The organism is Flavobacteriaceae bacterium (genome assembly GCA_003443635.1).
Taxonomy (GTDB): Bacteria; Bacteroidota; Bacteroidia; order Flavobacteriales; family Flavobacteriaceae; genus AU392.
On the sequence record CP031964.1, the window covers coordinates 1,552,203 to 1,569,921 of the forward strand.

The window sequence follows — 17,719 nt, forward strand, 5'->3', positions numbered from 1 at the left end:
GAACAAATTATTGTTCGAAAACGAACACTTCTATTTTAGTTTTTATTTTTAAATACCTGATAGTCAAATTCTTATGATTTATTCTTTATTGGCACATTTGTGGCACATATTCAATCAAGTAAATAAAACAGAAAATGGACAAACAAATCAAAGCTAAAAATAAAACTACAAATAAAATGCTATATATAGGGCTTCCCGTATTATTTGTTTTAATAATCACTGTACTTAACATGACTCGTAAGAAACAAATAAACTTAAAAGCAGATACTATTACAATACGAGAGGTAATAAAAGGAGATTTTGAAGATGTTGTACTATTTAACAGTATTGTAGAACCTAAAACATCAGTATTAATTAATGTAGTGCAAGGGGGATCTGTTGCTGAAATTTTTGTGGAAAGCGGACAAATGATAAAAAAAGGAACTCCAATGTTAAGTGTTTATAATCCAAATGCAGAATTAACATACTTAACAAGAGAAACGGCTATAGTAGAGCAGATTAATAATTTGAGAAATATTAGAGTTAATATTAAAAATCAACAATTAAACCTTAATGAACAATTGTTGAGTATTGACAACTCTTATAAAAATGCAAAACGTAAATATGTAACTGACACTACCCTATACGGAAAAGGAATTGTTGCTAAAAATGATTATGAAATCTCAGTACAAGAGTACAAATACCAAAGTGAACGTAATAAAGCCATTAAAGAAAGTGTATCTCAAGAGAAAACTGATAGAGCTGTACAACTCTCTCGCATTAATGCTTCAATTGGAAACATGCAAAAAAGCTTAGAATTACTAAGAAAAAACAAAGAAAATTTTATTTTAAAAGCACCTATTGATGGTTTACTATCATCTTTTAATCCTACATTGGGTCAAAATTATAATCAGGGAGAATCTATAGGAAAAATAGATGTCTTAGATGGCTTTAAGCTTGAGGCAAAGGTAGATCAGTACTATATTTCTAAACTGAGAGAACAGGTACGAGGTAACGTAAATACAGACAACGAAAGTTATGATGTAATCATTTCTAAAATACTTCCAGAGGTCATTAAAGGACAATTTCAAGTGGAACTTACTTTTGCTAATGACACTTTAAATGCAGATATAAAACGAGGAATGTCTCTGCAAACAAAAGTATATTTATCTAATAATTCGCAAGCACTATTATTACCAAAAGGATTATTTTATCAAAGCACTAATGGTAGTTGGGTATTTGTATTGAATTCTGAAAACAAAGCTGTAAAGCGTAATGTTAGAATAGGTCGAGAAAACCCTTTTTATTATGAGGTATTAGATGGTTTAGGGGAAGGGGATAAGGTAATTACATCTAGTTATGATGATTTTATAGATGTAGAAGAAATAAATATTAATTAAATAAAATAAGAGATGATTTTAATTGTAATAATTGTAGTGGTAATCGTAAACTTAATTTTTAAATAGTAATAAAATGAAATTTATTAAATCAGTTTTTATACTCGTAATTTTAATTTTGAGCACAGGTTGTTCAATTACTAAATACCAAAAAGACGGAAGTGTCGCAAATAAAGAATTCCATTATAAAACGGGTTTTACAACTTTAAAATCAGTTATTATTTTACCTGTAACCGTAAATGGAACGACAAGAAACTTTTTGTTTGATACTGGTGCAGATTTATCATTACTTCAAAGAGACAGTATAGTAGGAAAAACAATAAAAGTTAACGGTGCTTCTAATCGAACAATAAAAACAGGAAAAGGTTATGTGAAATCTATACAAATTGGTGACATAAATTTCTTAAATACGTATGCACTTAATAGTGATTTAAAAGGATTAAAAGAACAGATTACAGATTTTGGAGGACTCATTGGTCAACCCATTATAAGTAAAGCCAATTGGTTAATTGATTATCCTAACAAGAATATAGAAATTTCGAATACACATTTAGTTGACGATAGTTATCAATCTATTAAAATTAAAAGAGAAGATGGAGCTCCTTACATCTACCTTACCATTAACGGTAAAAAACATAAAGCAATAATAGATTTAGGCTCTTCCAGCACATTTTCTATTCCTAAGGGTTCAAAATTGGCATCAGAAGTTTTGAATGCCCATAATTTTGAAGACAATGAAAGAGAAATTTACACATTGGGTGGAATTCAAAAAATTAAAGAAAAAGTAGGTGTGTTACCTAGCATAAAGATTGAAAGTATTGAATTTAAAAATGTAAAAACAGATGTAAAACCTACAAGTCAATTACGAATTGGGAATAATTTTTTTAAAGATCATATTATTTATATCGATAATATAAATGGTGATTATAAAGTAAAAAAAATACAATAAATACAAAATAACAATTTTAAAATTACAGATATGCTTAAAAACTTTATAAAAACATTGTGTACGATTAGCTTTTTTGTGCTATTCCATTTACAAACTAATGCACAAGTACCTGTTAACTGGACAAATAAAAAAAATGTAACTACAAGAAATGGATATATTTCCAAATTTGATGGAGGTATACTTTGGGATTCAGGTGCAACTTCAAAGCAAATACTTAATGAAAAAATAGATGGTTGGATGGAAACCATAATTCAAAAAGCAAAACAACAAAAGATTATTGGATTTTCTAAACCTCAAAAAATTGAATTTTGGGAAAAAATTGATTATGCTATTTATATGAAAAAAGGAATTATTAGTATAAGTGAATCTGGTATGATAGTATTCAAAACTGATATAAAATGTAAAAAAGGAGATTTGATTAGAATAGAGAAAAAAGAAGGTGTAATAAGCTATTTGTTAAATGGGAAAGTGCTTTACGTCTCAAAAAAAACTGTTTCTACTGATCTTCGAGTACATACGGCTTTCTATATCAGTGGAACTGGTTTTTACAAAACTAAAGTATCTAATAGTTTTAAATCTTTAAAAAATCGAAGTAGAACTCCTGCTCAACTTAAACCTGGAGACGTTTTAATGACATTCGGTAATGGAGCATATGGAAAAACCATTTTTTTAAATGGTATGAATAAAGACACCTATGATGCCATAGAAAAAATAGATAACAAAGAATCATATTATGTATATTTTAATACAGAAAAAATGACCCAGGTTGATTTTGGTACTTCATGCCAATATTTAACTTGGATAAATAAATTAGTTATTGATCGTTCAGATAAGGTGAAAAACTACAATGCATTACGTTTTTTAACTCATTTAGAAGAAATATATTTTATTGATGGTAACCCCCAACTCCCAATATTAGATTTAAAAATTATTTCACAATCAAAAAACCTAAAAAAATTAGTAGCCTATAATTTCACTAAGTTTAATAATTATGAAATGCTTAAAAACTTCAATTTTCTCGAAGAACTTGAATTGGTAAATAGCTATATTAAAGATTTAAGTTTTTTAAATGGAATGAATAATTTAAAGAGACTTGATATCTCTGGACATTTGAATACATATCAGGGCTTAATATCAATAGGGAATCTTGCTAATTTACAAAAGTTAGATATTTCTGGTAATGAGAAAATAACCGATTTAAGCCCTCTTTATAATTGTACAAATTTAAAAGAATTAGTTGTAACAAAATCTGATCGCTCATTTTCTAATACCGAACTCGAAAAAATCAAAAAAGAGTTTCCAGAATTAATGATAAGCGAACGTGTAAACCATTAATTAGTGAATATTTAAAAATAATTAAAGCGTATTAAAATGATAATAATAAAAAACCTAGTGAAAGTCTATAGGACTGAAGAAATTGAAACTACTGCACTTAATAAATTAAGTTTAGAAGTTAAAGAAGGTGAATTTGTATCTATAATGGGAACTTCTGGTTGTGGGAAATCTACGTTATTAAACCTTATAGGATTATTAGATACACCAAATGATGGAAGTTATTTGTTTGATGAAGAAGAAGTAGCATCGTATAATGAAAAGCAACGTGCAGGGTTACGCAAAGCCAATATTGGGTTTGTGTTTCAGAATTTTAATTTAATTGATGAACTTTCGGTATACGAAAACGTTGAGTTACCATTAATTTACAATAAAGTAAGTAAATCTGAACGTAAAACACGAGTAAATGAAATTTTAGAGCGTGTAGGAATTGCACATAGAGCAAAACATTTTCCATTACAATTATCGGGAGGACAGCAACAACGTGTAGCTATAGCTAGAGCATTAGTAGCTAATCCAAAATTAGTACTAGCAGATGAGCCTACGGGAAATTTAGATAGCAAAAATGGAAATGAAGTAATGGAGCTGTTAACAGAATTAAATGTGCAAGGAACAACCATTATTATGGTAACACATTCTTCTTATGATGCGCAATTTTCAAGTAGAATAATTACTCTAAAAGATGGTGAAATTATCTCAGAAAGCGTAAATGATCACAAAATAGATGTTTTAGTTCAATAATTATTTCATTTTAAATCGATCAAAAAATAAACAATTAATTCAAAAAAAATGATACAAACGTGGTTTAAATTATTTTTCAGAAATAGTAAAAAGAACTGGTTAAATACTATTATTAACATTTCGGGTTTAACCATAGGGTTAACAGGCCTTATTATTGTATTACTTTATTATAACGATGAAAAATCTTATGATCAGTGGAATTCAAAAAAAGATACCATTTACAAAGTAGTTCATAAATTTGGAGATGGTCAAATATATGACTCTACTACAGACCCAGAAGGGCCTAAATCTAAAGAAGTCATACCAGAGATTTTAGATGTTTGTAGCATAGAATCATATTATTCTCAACAAATTTTAAGTTATAAAGACAAATCTGTTTATGAAACTAAATTGGTTGGAGCTAATCAAAATTATTTTGAATTTTTCCCACATCCAATATTGAAAGGAAGCCGAAATGAAATTTTGGCTACTCCAAATTCAATAGCTATTTCATCAAATATTGAAAAGAAACTTTTCGGGAATAAAGAATCATTAGGAGAAATAGTAAAATTAGGGAGAGAAGATTATATAGTAACGGCGGTATACGAATTACAAACACCATCTATAATTGAACCTCAAGTATTAGTTCATAAAATACCATCCACAAGCAATAACTGGGGAGGTTTTACTAATTATACATTTTATAAGGTTAAAGAAGACTCAGATATAGCTTTAATAGAAAATAAACTATACAATGTTTTTGTCGATAATTATTATAGTAGAAGAGCTTCTGAAAAAGGCATTACTACAAAAGAATATGTAGATAAAGAAGGTTCTATTCCTTTATTAGAACCTTTAGAAGATTTACGATTACATACTAAGGGAGATATTGGTTTATTGGAAGGGAAGGGAAATTATTTATTGTTGTTAATTATGATGGGGTTATCTATATTAATTATAATAATTTCTAGTATTAATTTCATCAATCTTTCTATAGCATCTGCTACCCAAAGAGCAAAAGAAGTTGGAATTAAAAAGACCTTGGGTGTTTCTAAAACCAAATTACGATTACAATTTATATTAGAAATATTAATACAAGGTGTGTTTTCATTGCTTATAGCTTTGGTTATTGTAGAACTATTACTTCCAGTATTTAATGTGTTTTTTGAAAAGCAACTATCACTAAGAAATTTTAATGTATTAGGGTTAGTAGTTATTCTTACTATTATAATAGCTTTAGTTATAGGAGTCACTTCTGCATTATATATTTCAAACTTTAAAATTATTAATGTTTTAAAAGGAAATATTTCAAGAAGTAAGAGTATGGTGTTTGCAAGAAACTTAATGTTAGGGTTACAATTTGTGATTTCTGGTTTCTTCTTTATTGGAGGTTTGATAGTATATGCACAGGTGGCTTATATGAGTGAAAAAGAACTAGGGTTTTCAGGAGAGCAAATTTTAGTAGTTAATTTTAATGATAATCAAACAAATAGAGTTAAACAATATAATTTAGTAAAAACAGTATTTGCTAATAATCCTAAAATAGCATCTATATCTTCATCTTTTGAAGCACCGGGAGTAAGTGAAGATATGTCTTTAGACATTGATTACTTAGATAGAGTAGTAGATGTAAAATTTATACCATTAGATTTTGGACACCTAGAAATGTTACAAACAGAATTGATTGAGGGACGGTATCTTTCTGAACAGTTTGTATCAGATACAATTAACAATCTTATTTTTAATGAAACTGCTATTAAACGATTAGGAATTATAGATCCTATTAATAAAATAGTTGATATTGATAGAAAAAAATTCAAAATCGTTGGTGTGATTAAAGACTATCATTTATCAAGTTTAGATAAAGAGATTAGACCTGCTTTTTTTACATACTACACAGGGTTTAGATGGATTAGAAATAGTATGAAGACTGTTCAATTTAAATTAAATCCAGAAAATACTCAAAGTGCTATAGCTGAGATAGAGCGTTTTTGGACTACTAAGTTAGAACCTGGATACCCATTTTCGTTTTACTTTTTAGATCAACAATATCATAAAACACATGACATTTATAGAAAACAACAAACATTATTTTTTATACTTACTTTCATCGTTATTTTCATTGCGCTATTGGGACTATTTGCTTTAGCAACGCTCACTATTCAGCAACGCTTAAAAGAAGTAGCTATTCGTAAAACAATAGGTGCAACAGTTAAAGAAATCATTATACAGCTAATAAAGAGTTTTTTAAAAATCACACTAATTGCTTCCGTAATACTACTTCCAATTGTTTATTATTTAATGCAAAATTGGTTGAATAATTTTGCATATCGCATAGAAATGCCTTTTTGGCCATATATTATAGCGCCTATTGTCCTATTGATATTAGTATTTACTGTAGTAGGCTTCAAGGCCTATAAAGCAACAAAAATAGACCTAATCAAGCATTTAAAATTCGAATAAATTCATATTAATCAAAAAATAAAAGTTATGTTTAAACAAATCACAATTAAAACAATTAGCATTGCAATTATACTATTATTATTTAGCTTAAATGGTTATGCACAGAATAAGATCACTCCAGTAGATACATTTAATAAAGTTATTATTAGCCCGCATTTAGAAGTAGTATTTCAAGAAGGAGAAGAAGAATCTGTAAAGATTGAATCGATTAATTTACCAATAGATAAATTTAATGCTGAGGTAAAGGATTTAACACTTCACTTGTATTTAGATGGCGCTAAAATTACATCTCCAACTAAGAAAGAAAAGAAAAATGGTTGGAAGCAAAGAACTTCTATTTATAAGGGAACTCAAGCAAAAGTGATTATTACTTATAAAGAAGTAAATACGTTTGCTTTAAGGGGAGAAGAGAAAATTGTATTTAAAAGCCCTTTAGAACAGGAAAAATGTACTTTAAATATCTATGGAGAATCACAAGTTTATATTAAGGAAGCAAATATTGATGATTTAAAGGTAGTTGTTTATGGAGAAAGTTTTTTAGAAATTATGGAAGGAGAAACAGGAGAACAAAAGTTTACTGTTTATGGAGAAGGTAAAGTAGATGCATTAAATGTAACAAGCGAGTTTACCAAAATTACTGCCTACGGTGATGGACATTTTAAATTGAATGCACAAGAGCGTTTAAAAATAACAGCATTTGGAGAACCTACAATTTTACATAAAGGGAATGCAAAAATGAAAGCGATGGTTATTGGAGAAGCTCACATAAAGAAGTTATTTTAATAGTTATTTATATATTAGTTACTTTAAATTATAAAACTAAGTATTATGAAACATCATCAAAAAACACTGTTCGTACTAATGATTTCATTTATAATGTTATCGTTTACAGAAACAAAAAATGTAATACACAAAATTAAAATTGTCAATAGTTCAGAACAATTATCTGTATCAGAGTTTATATTAAAAGAAGGAAAAACAGAGTTAAAAACAGGAAAAGATTATACGTTTTATGTGAATGTGAAATCCAAAAATATAAAAGGTAAAATATTAAATAATGATTATACTAAAACAAAACGTAAAGGAGTAGAATATAAAGTAACTTATGTTTATGAGTATGAATCTGGACCTGGGAAATATCAAAAGTCCAACCAAATATTTTGGATTTGGGATGATGGGGATATTACTAAACCATTTACACCAGAACATATTAATGTTGGGAAAATAACATTAAAAACTCAGGTAGAGAGAACAGATAATATGTAGTTAGTAATATTAAATTTGAAAATTGAATAAAAAATCTTTTGAATTAGTCAAAGGCTTTTTTATAAGTTTCTACTTTTGATTGATTTTTACAGTTAAGTCGCTTTATTTGTTAATAATACTTTTTTAAAGACCAGAAACGCGTTTCTGGATGAATAAATTTGTTTTTTTGCAATACAATTTCCCTCTGCATTAGATTTCTATAAGATTTATTTTAAATTGGTTCTACAAGTAAAATTATGAACTTAGAAACGATTATTTTATTATTGATTTCTGGACAAGGATTATTATTAAGTATAGGACTGATAACATCTATATTTAAAAAGAAGTATTCTAATCTTTTTTTAGGGATAATTATATTAGTTATCACTATTGAAATTTTAAATGCTGTAGCAATGCAATTTCAATACCATAGTAGAGATTATCCATTTCCATTTTGGATTTTAGGATCATATTGGTTAATCCCATCAGCATTATTTTTCTTCTTAAAACTCAATACTATTAAACTATATCAACTAAGACCATTAGTATGGCTCTTATTTATTCCTAGTATTGTAGAGATAATGATAGAATCGATTGCATTTTACCTCAATATTTATATGAGTGTTAATTATAAACTAATTGATTATACATTTTGGTTTGTATTTACAGAAGTTATGCCTTTATTAAGCATGATAATTGTATTAATTGTGTATTGGATAGATTTAAAAAGATTTAAATCAAAACTGAAAGATGTTATAATACAACAATACAAACAGCATCTGTTTAAGTTGAATATATTTTTTATACTGTTTAATGTTTTTACCTTATTGTGGTTTGTTCAGGGAGTTTTAAATTATCAAGTATTTTTGATTATTGAAGTTTTGCTAGCTACAATGTTATTTGCCATTGGATATATTGGTTATTTTCAACCATCTTTATTAGAGGTGCCTAAATCGTTAAAAACTAAGGTGATAAATAATGAATTTCATCACTATAATGATACTATAGAATTAAAACGATTAGAGCTCCTCTTTGAGATTAAAAACATATATACAAAACCCAAATTGTCTCTTAAAGAAGTAGCTCAAGAATTAAAATTACCACAGCGATATGTTTCTATTCTCATAAATTCATACCATAATACAAGCTTTCGAAATTTTGTAAATATGTATCGTGTTAATGATTTTAAGCAACGCGTTAAAGACCCTAAAGAAACTCATAAAACATTACTGGCATTAGCATTAGAATCTGGTTTTAATTCTAAATCATCATTTAATCAGATTTTTAAAGAGTTTACAGGTAAAAATCCTTCAGATTTTTTAAATAAATAATTTTACATCCAAAAACGTTATTCTGGACGTCCAGAAAAGAACTTTAAAGCGATTTTAATTTACAACACCTTTTTATTTGTAGTAAATATTAAAATTACTATAATGAAAAAAGTATTCTTTTTTATTTGTACATACTGTTTTTGTTGGATCAGCAAAGGACAAAGCGACCTCAATTCTTCATTTTCTTCTAACCCCGATGAGGTTCTGTTTTACACAGAAGATATCACTCGATTCTGGAATGTATTTGATGAAACCTCACCCAAATTTAAAAGCAAAGTTTGGGAACAAGACTACTTGGAAAAGGGGAGTATTGGGTTAAAAAACTTTATTAAAAATAGAATCACTAGTGGTAAATATTTAAGTAAAGTGATTAAAAAGAACCTAAGCTACTATAATTCAATTAGAGAAACATCGTTAAACATCAATCATAATACCGAAGAGTTTTATACTATTTTTCGAAAATTAAAAGCAATTTATCCACAAGCAGTATTTCCAGACATATATTTTGTTATTGGAGCAAAAAATACAGGAGGAACAATTTTTAATGAAGGACTTATTATAGGGATTGAACGCTTCGGAAAACAAACTGAAAGCTTCACACCTGATATACCTATTGACGAACTAGATGATACTATTGCTCATGAACTGATTCATTTTCAGCAGCGTTATAGTAGGAGTAATACATTATTAGCACAATGTATACGAGAAGGAGCAGGAGATTTTTTGGGAGAGATGCTAACAGGACATCATGTAGGTAGTGATATGTATGCTTATGGTGATGCTCATATTACAGAACTTAAGACTGAATTTATAAGCCGAAAAGATGGTAACGATTGGTATAATTGGTTATACTATTCTAGAGATAAAACACGTCCAAGAAACTTAGGTTATTGGATAGGTTATAAAATTTGTAAAGCTTATTATGAAAAAGCTAAAGATAAGAAACAAGCCATTGTTGATATTTTGAATATCCAGGATTTTGATTTGTTTTTAAGACAAAGTGAATATTTAAAAAACTAGCTTAATATATGAAAGATTATTGCATATTAATAATAGTATTATTTACTTCTTGTAATCGAGTAAATACAGAAGTAGAGAATAATAAAAGTAGCAAATTAAGAATTGAAATTAATAAAAATATAGAATTACTTGGTTTTGGATATTTTATTGGATTTGAAGGATTAAATATAGAAAATAAGACGGTAGAAGTTAATGGTGAAATAATCCCTAAAAAAGAATGGCATAATTTCGGCTATTCATTTTATGAGAAATATAAATCTTTTGCTTCGAATGAAAATGCTATAAAAAGTTTTGCAATAGCAGATCATCTTTGGCTGGATTATTTAATTGCCTTTTTATTACAAGTAGAAGAGTTCCCCAATGCAAAATTACCTGAAACTTTAGATGCTTCGTATTATATTAATTTTTCTAAAGATAAGAATATGGCTGAAGCTAAACTTAATGCTACAGCTTTCTTAGACTGGTTAAACAAATTTTATGAAGAAGTTAATTTTGATTCATTTTTATCTCAATCTAAACCATATTATAACAAAATAATAGAAGAAGTTACTAATGCAATACCCAATGCTACATTCATTGCCGAAATGGAAATGTTTTATCAAAAAAGATATGATAGCTATGTGCTAATTCCAAGTTTAACTATCCCTAAATCAATGGGATTTGGTATTCGAATGTTAGAAAAAGATTCATCAAGAGTTTTTAATGTTTTTGGCGCATTAGATTTTCAAGAGTTTAATAATATTAAAAAATTAAAAATGGGATTTAACCACCCTAAAAAATTAAGAGAATTAAGTGTGCATGAATTTGGTCATTCTTTTGTTAATCCAGAAATATTTAAACTTCCAGATAGTTTATTTGCTAATACCAAAGCATTATTTTTATCTATTAAAGATAATATATATAAACAAGGCTATAATACTTGGAAAGCTTGTGTTTATGAACACTTTGTTAGAAGCGGAGAAATAATAATAGCAGAAAGAATGGGTAATTTACAAACTGCTAAACAATTACAATTAGATTATGAAATCCAAAGAGATTTTAAATATATCCCAATAATCCTTCCTGAACTAAGAAAATATAACGAAGGCGTATATAAAACATATTCAGAAACTATTAAAAACACTATGATTAAGATGAGTAATTTAAAATAACTATTTATTCTCAATCCATTTACGTGCATTTACAAAAGCGTCTAACCAAGGTGATACCTCATCTTTTCTGCCTTGTGGGTAATTAGCCCAATTCCACTGAAAAGTAGAACGCTCAATATGAGGCATTGTTACTAAATGACGCCCAGTTTTATCACAAAGCATTGCGGTGTTAAAATCTGAACCATTCGGGTTTGCAGGATATTCTGAATATCCATATTTAGCAACGATATCATAATTACTTTCAGATAAAGGTAAATTAAATTTCCCTTCACCATGTGAAATCCAAACACCTAAAGTGCTCCCTTCTAGAGCGGATAACATCACCGAATTATTTTTTTGAATAGTAACAGATGTAAAATTACTTTCGTGTTTATGAGAGTCATTATGAATCATCTTTCCGTGTGCTTCATGCTCAGGATTAATGAGATCTAACTCCATAAATAATTGACAACCATTACAAATTCCAACAGATAAAGTATCTTCTCTTTTAAAGAAATTATTAATAACAGAATTGGCTTTTTCGTTATATTTAATAGCGCCAGCCCAACCTTTTGCAGATCCTAAAACATCAGAATTTGAAAAACCTCCTACAGCTCCTAAAAATTGAATATCTTCAAGAGTTTCACGACCAGAAATTAAATCTGTCATGTGTACATCTTTTACATCAAAACCAGCCAAATACATAGCATTTGCCATCTCGCGTTCTGAATTACTTCCTTTCTCTCTAAGAATGGCTGCTTTTGGTCTACTACCTTTTATTATTGGTAATTTACCTGTGAAATCTTTAGGGAATGTATATTGTAAAGATTGTTCTTTATAATTATTAAAACGATCTGTCGCTAAGTCATTAGCCGTTTGTTTTTGATCTAATAAATATGAAGTTTTAAACCAAGTGTCTCTTAATTCAGGAATATTTAATACAAAAGCATCGCTACCATTTTTGATAGTTAATGTATTACTTGCATTGACATTACCAATATTAAAGAATTCTATATTTGCTTCAGATAAAATGTTTTCTATCGAAGCATCTTTAGATTGAATTACAATCCCTGAATTTTCAGCAAATAATAATTTAATAGAATCCTTCTCAGTTATTTCAGAAAGATTTAATTCTGCTCCAATATTCACATCTGCAAAGCACAATTCTAGCAATGTGGTGATTAATCCGCCAGAAGCTACATCGTGACCAGCTACAATTTGTTCACCTTTTATTAAACTTTGAGTGGTATTAAAAACAGTTTTCACATAGGCAGCATCCTTAACTAAAGGCGTTTCATTTCCTATCTTATTTAATACTTGTGAAAAAGAACTTCCTCCTAATTTAAAATTATCTTGAGATATATTAATGTAGTAAACACTCCCTGCATTTTTTTGAAAAACCGGCTCTACTATTTTTGTAATATCATTACAATTTCCTGCCGCTGAAATAATAACTGTTCCAGGAGAAATAACTTCTTCATTAGGGTATTTTTGTTTCATCGATAAAGAATCTTTCCCTGTAGGGACATTAATTCCTAAATCGATAGAAAACTCTGAAATTGCTTGTACTGCATCATATAAACGAGCATCTTCACCTTCATTTTTACAGGGCCACATCCAATTAGCAGATAGAGATATGCTCTGTAATCCATCTTTTAAAGGCGCCCAAATAATATTTGTTAGCGCTTCAGTGATACTACTTCTACTTCCAGCTACGGGATTAATTAGCCCCGAAATAGGGGAGTGGCCAATGGACGTAGCAATCCCTTCTTTTCCTTTATAGCCTATAGCCATTACGCCAACATTGTTTAATGGTAATTGTAACGGACCAGCACATTGTTGTTTAGCAACTTTTCCACCAACACAACGATCTACCTTATTGGTTAACCAATCTTTACAAGCTACTGCTTCTAATTGCAATACTTGCTCTAAATAGGTTTTAAAATTATCTGAACTATATTCTAAATCTTTATAATTTCTTTTAACAGTTGTATCGGTCATTATCGTTTTTGGCGAACTACCAAACATATCTTCCAGAGCTAAATCCATTGGTTTATTACCTTTGGTTTTAGATTCGAAAGTAAAACGATTGTTTCCTGTAACATCACCTACAGTATACATTGGTGAGCGTTCGCGTTCTGCTATACGCTGTAGAGTATCTATATGTTCTTCTGCAATAACTAAGCCCATACGTTCTTGAGATTCGTTACCAATAATTTCTTTATCTGAAAGCGTTGGATCCCCTACTGGAAGTTGATCTAAATCAATATGACCACCTGTATCTTCCACTAACTCAGATAAGCAATTTAAATGTCCACCAGCCCCATGATCGTGAATAGAAACGATAAGGTTTTCATCGCTTTCTACCATTGCTTGAACAGTATTTGCAGCACGCATCTGCATTTCAGGATTTGAACGTTGTACAGCATTTAATTCGATGCCTGAAGCAAATTCTCCTGTATCTGCTGAAGAAACTGCAGCACCACCCATTCCAATTCTATAATTTTCACCGCCCAAAATCACGATTTTATCCCCTTCTTTAGGCGTGTCTTTTAAAGCTTGATTTGCCTTGCCATAACCAATACCTCCAGCTTGCATAATCACTTTGTCAAAACCTAATTTGCGAGCATCTTCTTCGTGTTCGAAGGTAAGTACCGAACCACAAATAAGAGGCTGTCCAAATTTATTTCCAAAATCTGAAGCTCCGTTAGATGCTTTTATTAAAATATCCATTGGAGTTTGATAAAGCCATTTGCGCTCATCCATTCCTTGCTCCCAAGGTCTATTTTCTTCTAAACGAGAATATGATGTCATATATACAGCTGTTCCCGCTAATGGTAAAGATCCTTTTCCTCCGGCTAATCGATCTCTAATTTCTCCGCCAGAACCCGTTGCTGCACCATTAAAGGGCTCAACAGTAGTTGGGAAATTATGAGTTTCTGCTTTAAGAGAAATAACTGAATCAAATTCTTTTTCGGTATAAAAATCAGGTTTATCAGCACTCTTAGGAGCAAACTGAGTGACTTTAGGTCCTTTTATAAAAGCTACATTGTCTTTATAAGCAGAAACAATATCATTAGGATTTTGTTTAGAAGTTTCTTTAATAAGTTTGAATAATGATGTTGATTTTTCTTTTCCATCAATTACAAAAGTTCCATTAAAGATTTTATGACGACAGTGCTCTGAATTTACTTGTGAAAACCCAAACACCTCTGAATCGGTCAATGGTCTTCCTATTTTTTTTGAAACACCTTCAAGATATTCAATCTCTTCATTGCTTAATGCTAAACCTTCTTGCTCATTATAAGTAGCAATATCTTCGATACTTAAAATAGGTTCAGGCTGTATATCTATGGTAAATACATCTTGATTTAAGCCGTTGAATTTTTGTGAAATCATTGGGTCGAAATCAGAAAAATCTTCTGCAACTGTTGTAAATTCTTCAATACGTACAATTCCAGTGATTCCCATATTTTGAGTAATCTCAACAGCATTGGTACTCCAAGGGGTAATCATAGCGGCACGTGGGCCAACAAAAAAAGCATCGAGTGATGCTTGTTCTATTTTTGGTTGATTACCGAAGAGCCAATTTAATTTTGAAATACTTTCGGTTGATAATTCTTCTGCTGTTTGTACAGCAAATACGTTGCTGTTTACGTTTCCAAAGAAATGAATCATTATGTATTAGTTTGTGTTGTTTTTAATAAAATGCAAATTTAACGCTTTTACTTATATTTTTAATGTAAATACTATGGATAATTTGATAGTTATTCACTAGTTTTTAAACAGTAATTTTATTTTGTATTTCGTTCTAAAAGCGCCATATAAAATCCATCAAAACCAGATTTATGAGCTAGTATTTTTTTATCTTTTATAAATGAGAATTCTTTTCCTATTTCTGTAGTTAGAAACGTATTTACTTGCTCTTGATTTTCAGATGGTAATACTGAGCAGGTAGCATATACTAATTTTCCTCCTGGCTTTACCATTTTAGAATATTGAATAAGTACATCTTGCTGGGTTTTTCTAATATTGTCTACAAATTCAGGTTGTAATTTCCATTTAGAATCTGGATTACGTCTTAAAACACCTAATCCTGAGCAAGGTGCATCGATTAAAACACGATCTGCTTTATTATATAATTTCTTTATTGGTTTTGTAGAATCTATAACCTTTAAATCAATATTATGAGCGCTATTACGTCTAGCTCTAATTTTTAATTTTTTGAGCTTACTTTCATAAATATCCATCGCAACAATTTGTCCTTTATTCTCCATTAGCGAAGCTAAATGCAATGTTTTTCCGCCAGCACCAGCACAAGTATCTACAACCTTCATTCCTGGTTTTACATCTAAAAATGCTGCTACTAATTGCGATGAAGCATCTTGCACTTCAAACCAACCATCTTTAAATGTTTCTGTTTTAAATACATTAGCACGCTTCTGTAATTTTAACGCATCAGGATGATTAGGAAGAAAATCAGTTTCGATACCTTCAGATTGTAACCTAAGTTGTAATTCTTTTTTTGTAGTTTTAAGTGTGTTTACTCTTAATATTACTTCAGCTTGAAGATTAAGAGCTGCAAGTTCTTTAGTCCACACATCCTTACCAAGCTCTTTTAAACCAATAACATCTATCCAATCTGGTACCGATTCTCTAAACTTTCGATCTTTAGATAACTCATCAAAGCGCCCTTTAATTTTACGAGTAGGCGTGCCTTCAAAATATTTCCAATCAGGTAGTTTTATACCCTTTAAGGTAGCCCATACTGCGAACAAACGCCATGCATCATCACGACTAAATGGTTCTTTTACATTAGCTATTTCTGCATATAAACGTTTCCAGCGTACAATATCATAAGTTGTTTCAGCTACAAAAGCTCTGTCTCTACTTCCCCAGCGTTTATCTCGTTTTAATAGTAATTGAACTACTTTATCTGCGTAAGCATCTTCATTAAAGATCTGAATAAGACCATCTATAACAGCAAAGCATAAATTTCGGTGTAATCGCATTTTGAATAAATAAGAGTGCAAAGGTAACTTTAATTAATTATTTTTAGGCAAAATTTTTAAAATGAGACATATACTTAGCTTATTACTGTTGATTATTATTACTTCTTGCAAAAAAGAAGTTGCTAAAGAGAAAGCAATTGTTATCCATGATTTTAATCGTGTTGAAATTGAAGACATCCATACAGATTCTACTTTAAGTATTAGGGCTATTGAATTATTAAACGATGGGAGTTTAGCTTTTGCTGCAAACAACAATACATTTGGTTTATATAATGTAAGAAACAAAAAATGGAATATTGCTAAACAACAACAAGATAGTTTAAGACTGGAGTTTAGAGCTGTAGCTCATAATGCTTCTGATTTTTTTATGTTGAGTGTAGGAAACCCTGCTTTATTATACAAAACAAGAAATAGTGGGGGCATGGAGTTAGTGTATCGTGAAGATCATGATAATGTATTTTACGACGCAATGAGTTTTTGGAATGATAACGAAGGTATTGCTATGGGAGATCCAACTGATGGTTGTCTGAGCATTATTATCACCAGGGATGGTGGTGTAACTTGGAATAAATTACCTTGTGATAGATTACCCCAGCTAAATGAAGGAGAGGCAGCTTTTGCTGCTAGTAATACTAATATTGCAATTATTGGAGATAAAATCTGGATTGCTACTGGCGGATTATCTAGCCGTGTATTTTATTCATCAGATAAAGGGAATACCTGGGAAGTTTCTGAGACTCCTATTATACAAGGAGAAGCTACTACAGGAATGTATTCTATAGATTTTTATAACGAGAATATTGGATACGCTATAGGAGGAGATTACACTAAACCAGAAAATTATAACTCAAACACAATTAAAACGATTGATGGAGGTAAAACATGGAAATTAGCTGCAGAAGGAGAACAACCCGATTATAGAAGTTGTGTGCAGTATATACCTAATAAGGAGGGAAAAGAAATTGTAGCCGTTGGGTTTCGAGGAATTAGTGTTTCTAAAGATGGAGGAGAACATTGGAAAAAAATAAGTGATGAATCGTATTTTACGATTAGATTTTTAAACGATTCAATTGCTTATGCAGCTGGTCGTGGTAGAATATCCAAACTAACATTTAAAGAATAAAAAAAAGGAAGCATTGCT

Annotated in this window: 13 protein-coding genes; 11 read left to right on the plus strand and 2 right to left on the minus strand. The window is 29.8% G+C overall.

All coding sequences use genetic code 11. The features are described from left to right. Positions 1–134: 134 nt before the first annotated feature. From D1817_07050 to D1817_07095, 10 genes are all read left to right on the plus strand, one after another. Entirely contained in the window at positions 135–1,379 is a 1,245-nt protein-coding gene (locus tag D1817_07050; protein AXT19639.1) for an HlyD family efflux transporter periplasmic adaptor subunit, read from the plus strand. Between the two features lie 73 nt (positions 1,380–1,452). Next, on the plus strand, positions 1,453–2,325 hold the full coding sequence (locus D1817_07055) for a hypothetical protein (GenBank protein ID AXT19640.1): 873 nt from the start codon (positions 1,453–1,455) through the stop codon (positions 2,323–2,325). Between the two features lie 75 nt (positions 2,326–2,400). Then, positions 2,401–3,660, plus strand: a complete 1,260-nt coding sequence (locus D1817_07060; GenBank protein ID AXT19641.1) for a leucine-rich repeat domain-containing protein — start codon at positions 2,401–2,403, stop codon at positions 3,658–3,660. 36 nt (positions 3,661–3,696) lie between these two features. Beyond that, positions 3,697–4,398: an ABC transporter ATP-binding protein gene (locus D1817_07065; GenBank protein ID AXT19642.1), complete on the plus strand. Its 702-nt coding sequence runs from the start codon at positions 3,697–3,699 to the stop codon at positions 4,396–4,398. Positions 4,399–4,446: 48 nt separating this feature from the next. Next, positions 4,447–6,840 carry an ABC transporter permease gene (locus D1817_07070; protein ID AXT19643.1) on the plus strand — a complete coding sequence of 798 codons (2,394 nt, stop codon included), beginning with the start codon at positions 4,447–4,449 and terminating at the stop codon, positions 6,838–6,840. 27 nt (positions 6,841–6,867) lie between these two features. Then, a complete protein-coding gene (locus D1817_07075; protein AXT19644.1) occupies positions 6,868–7,623 on the plus strand; it encodes a DUF2807 domain-containing protein in 756 nt (251 codons plus the stop codon). A 93-nt stretch (positions 7,624–7,716) separates the two neighbouring features. After that, a complete protein-coding gene (locus D1817_07080; GenBank protein ID AXT19645.1) occupies positions 7,717–8,106 on the plus strand; it encodes a hypothetical protein in 390 nt (129 codons plus the stop codon). Positions 8,107–8,342: 236 nt separating this feature from the next. After that, positions 8,343–9,416, plus strand: coding sequence for an AraC family transcriptional regulator (locus D1817_07085; protein ID AXT19646.1), 1,074 nt, complete (start codon positions 8,343–8,345; stop codon positions 9,414–9,416). A 102-nt stretch (positions 9,417–9,518) separates the two neighbouring features. Next, complete coding sequence (locus D1817_07090; GenBank protein AXT19647.1) at positions 9,519–10,436, plus strand: hypothetical protein; 918 nt, start codon at positions 9,519–9,521, stop codon at positions 10,434–10,436. Positions 10,437–10,444: 8 nt separating this feature from the next. Beyond that, positions 10,445–11,587 (plus strand): DUF4932 domain-containing protein, encoded by a 1,143-nt coding sequence (locus tag D1817_07095; protein ID AXT19648.1) that lies wholly within the window; start codon positions 10,445–10,447, stop codon positions 11,585–11,587. On the opposite strand, the gene D1817_07100 is transcribed toward D1817_07095, so the two are convergent. Continuing rightward, the gene (locus tag D1817_07100) at positions 11,588–15,244 is read right to left on the minus strand and encodes a phosphoribosylformylglycinamidine synthase (GenBank protein AXT19649.1); all 3,657 of its coding nucleotides are present in this window, start codon (positions 15,242–15,244) and stop codon (positions 11,588–11,590) included. It lies immediately after the preceding gene. 116 nt (positions 15,245–15,360) lie between these two features. Next, positions 15,361–16,578 (minus strand): RsmB/NOP family class I SAM-dependent RNA methyltransferase, encoded by a 1,218-nt coding sequence (locus D1817_07105; GenBank protein ID AXT19650.1) that lies wholly within the window; start codon positions 16,576–16,578, stop codon positions 15,361–15,363. A 61-nt stretch (positions 16,579–16,639) separates the two neighbouring features. Between D1817_07105 and D1817_07110 the strand changes: the two genes are divergently transcribed. Then, positions 16,640–17,701, plus strand: coding sequence for an oxidoreductase (locus tag D1817_07110; GenBank protein ID AXT19651.1), 1,062 nt, complete (start codon positions 16,640–16,642; stop codon positions 17,699–17,701). The last annotated feature ends 18 nt before the right edge of the window (positions 17,702–17,719 follow it).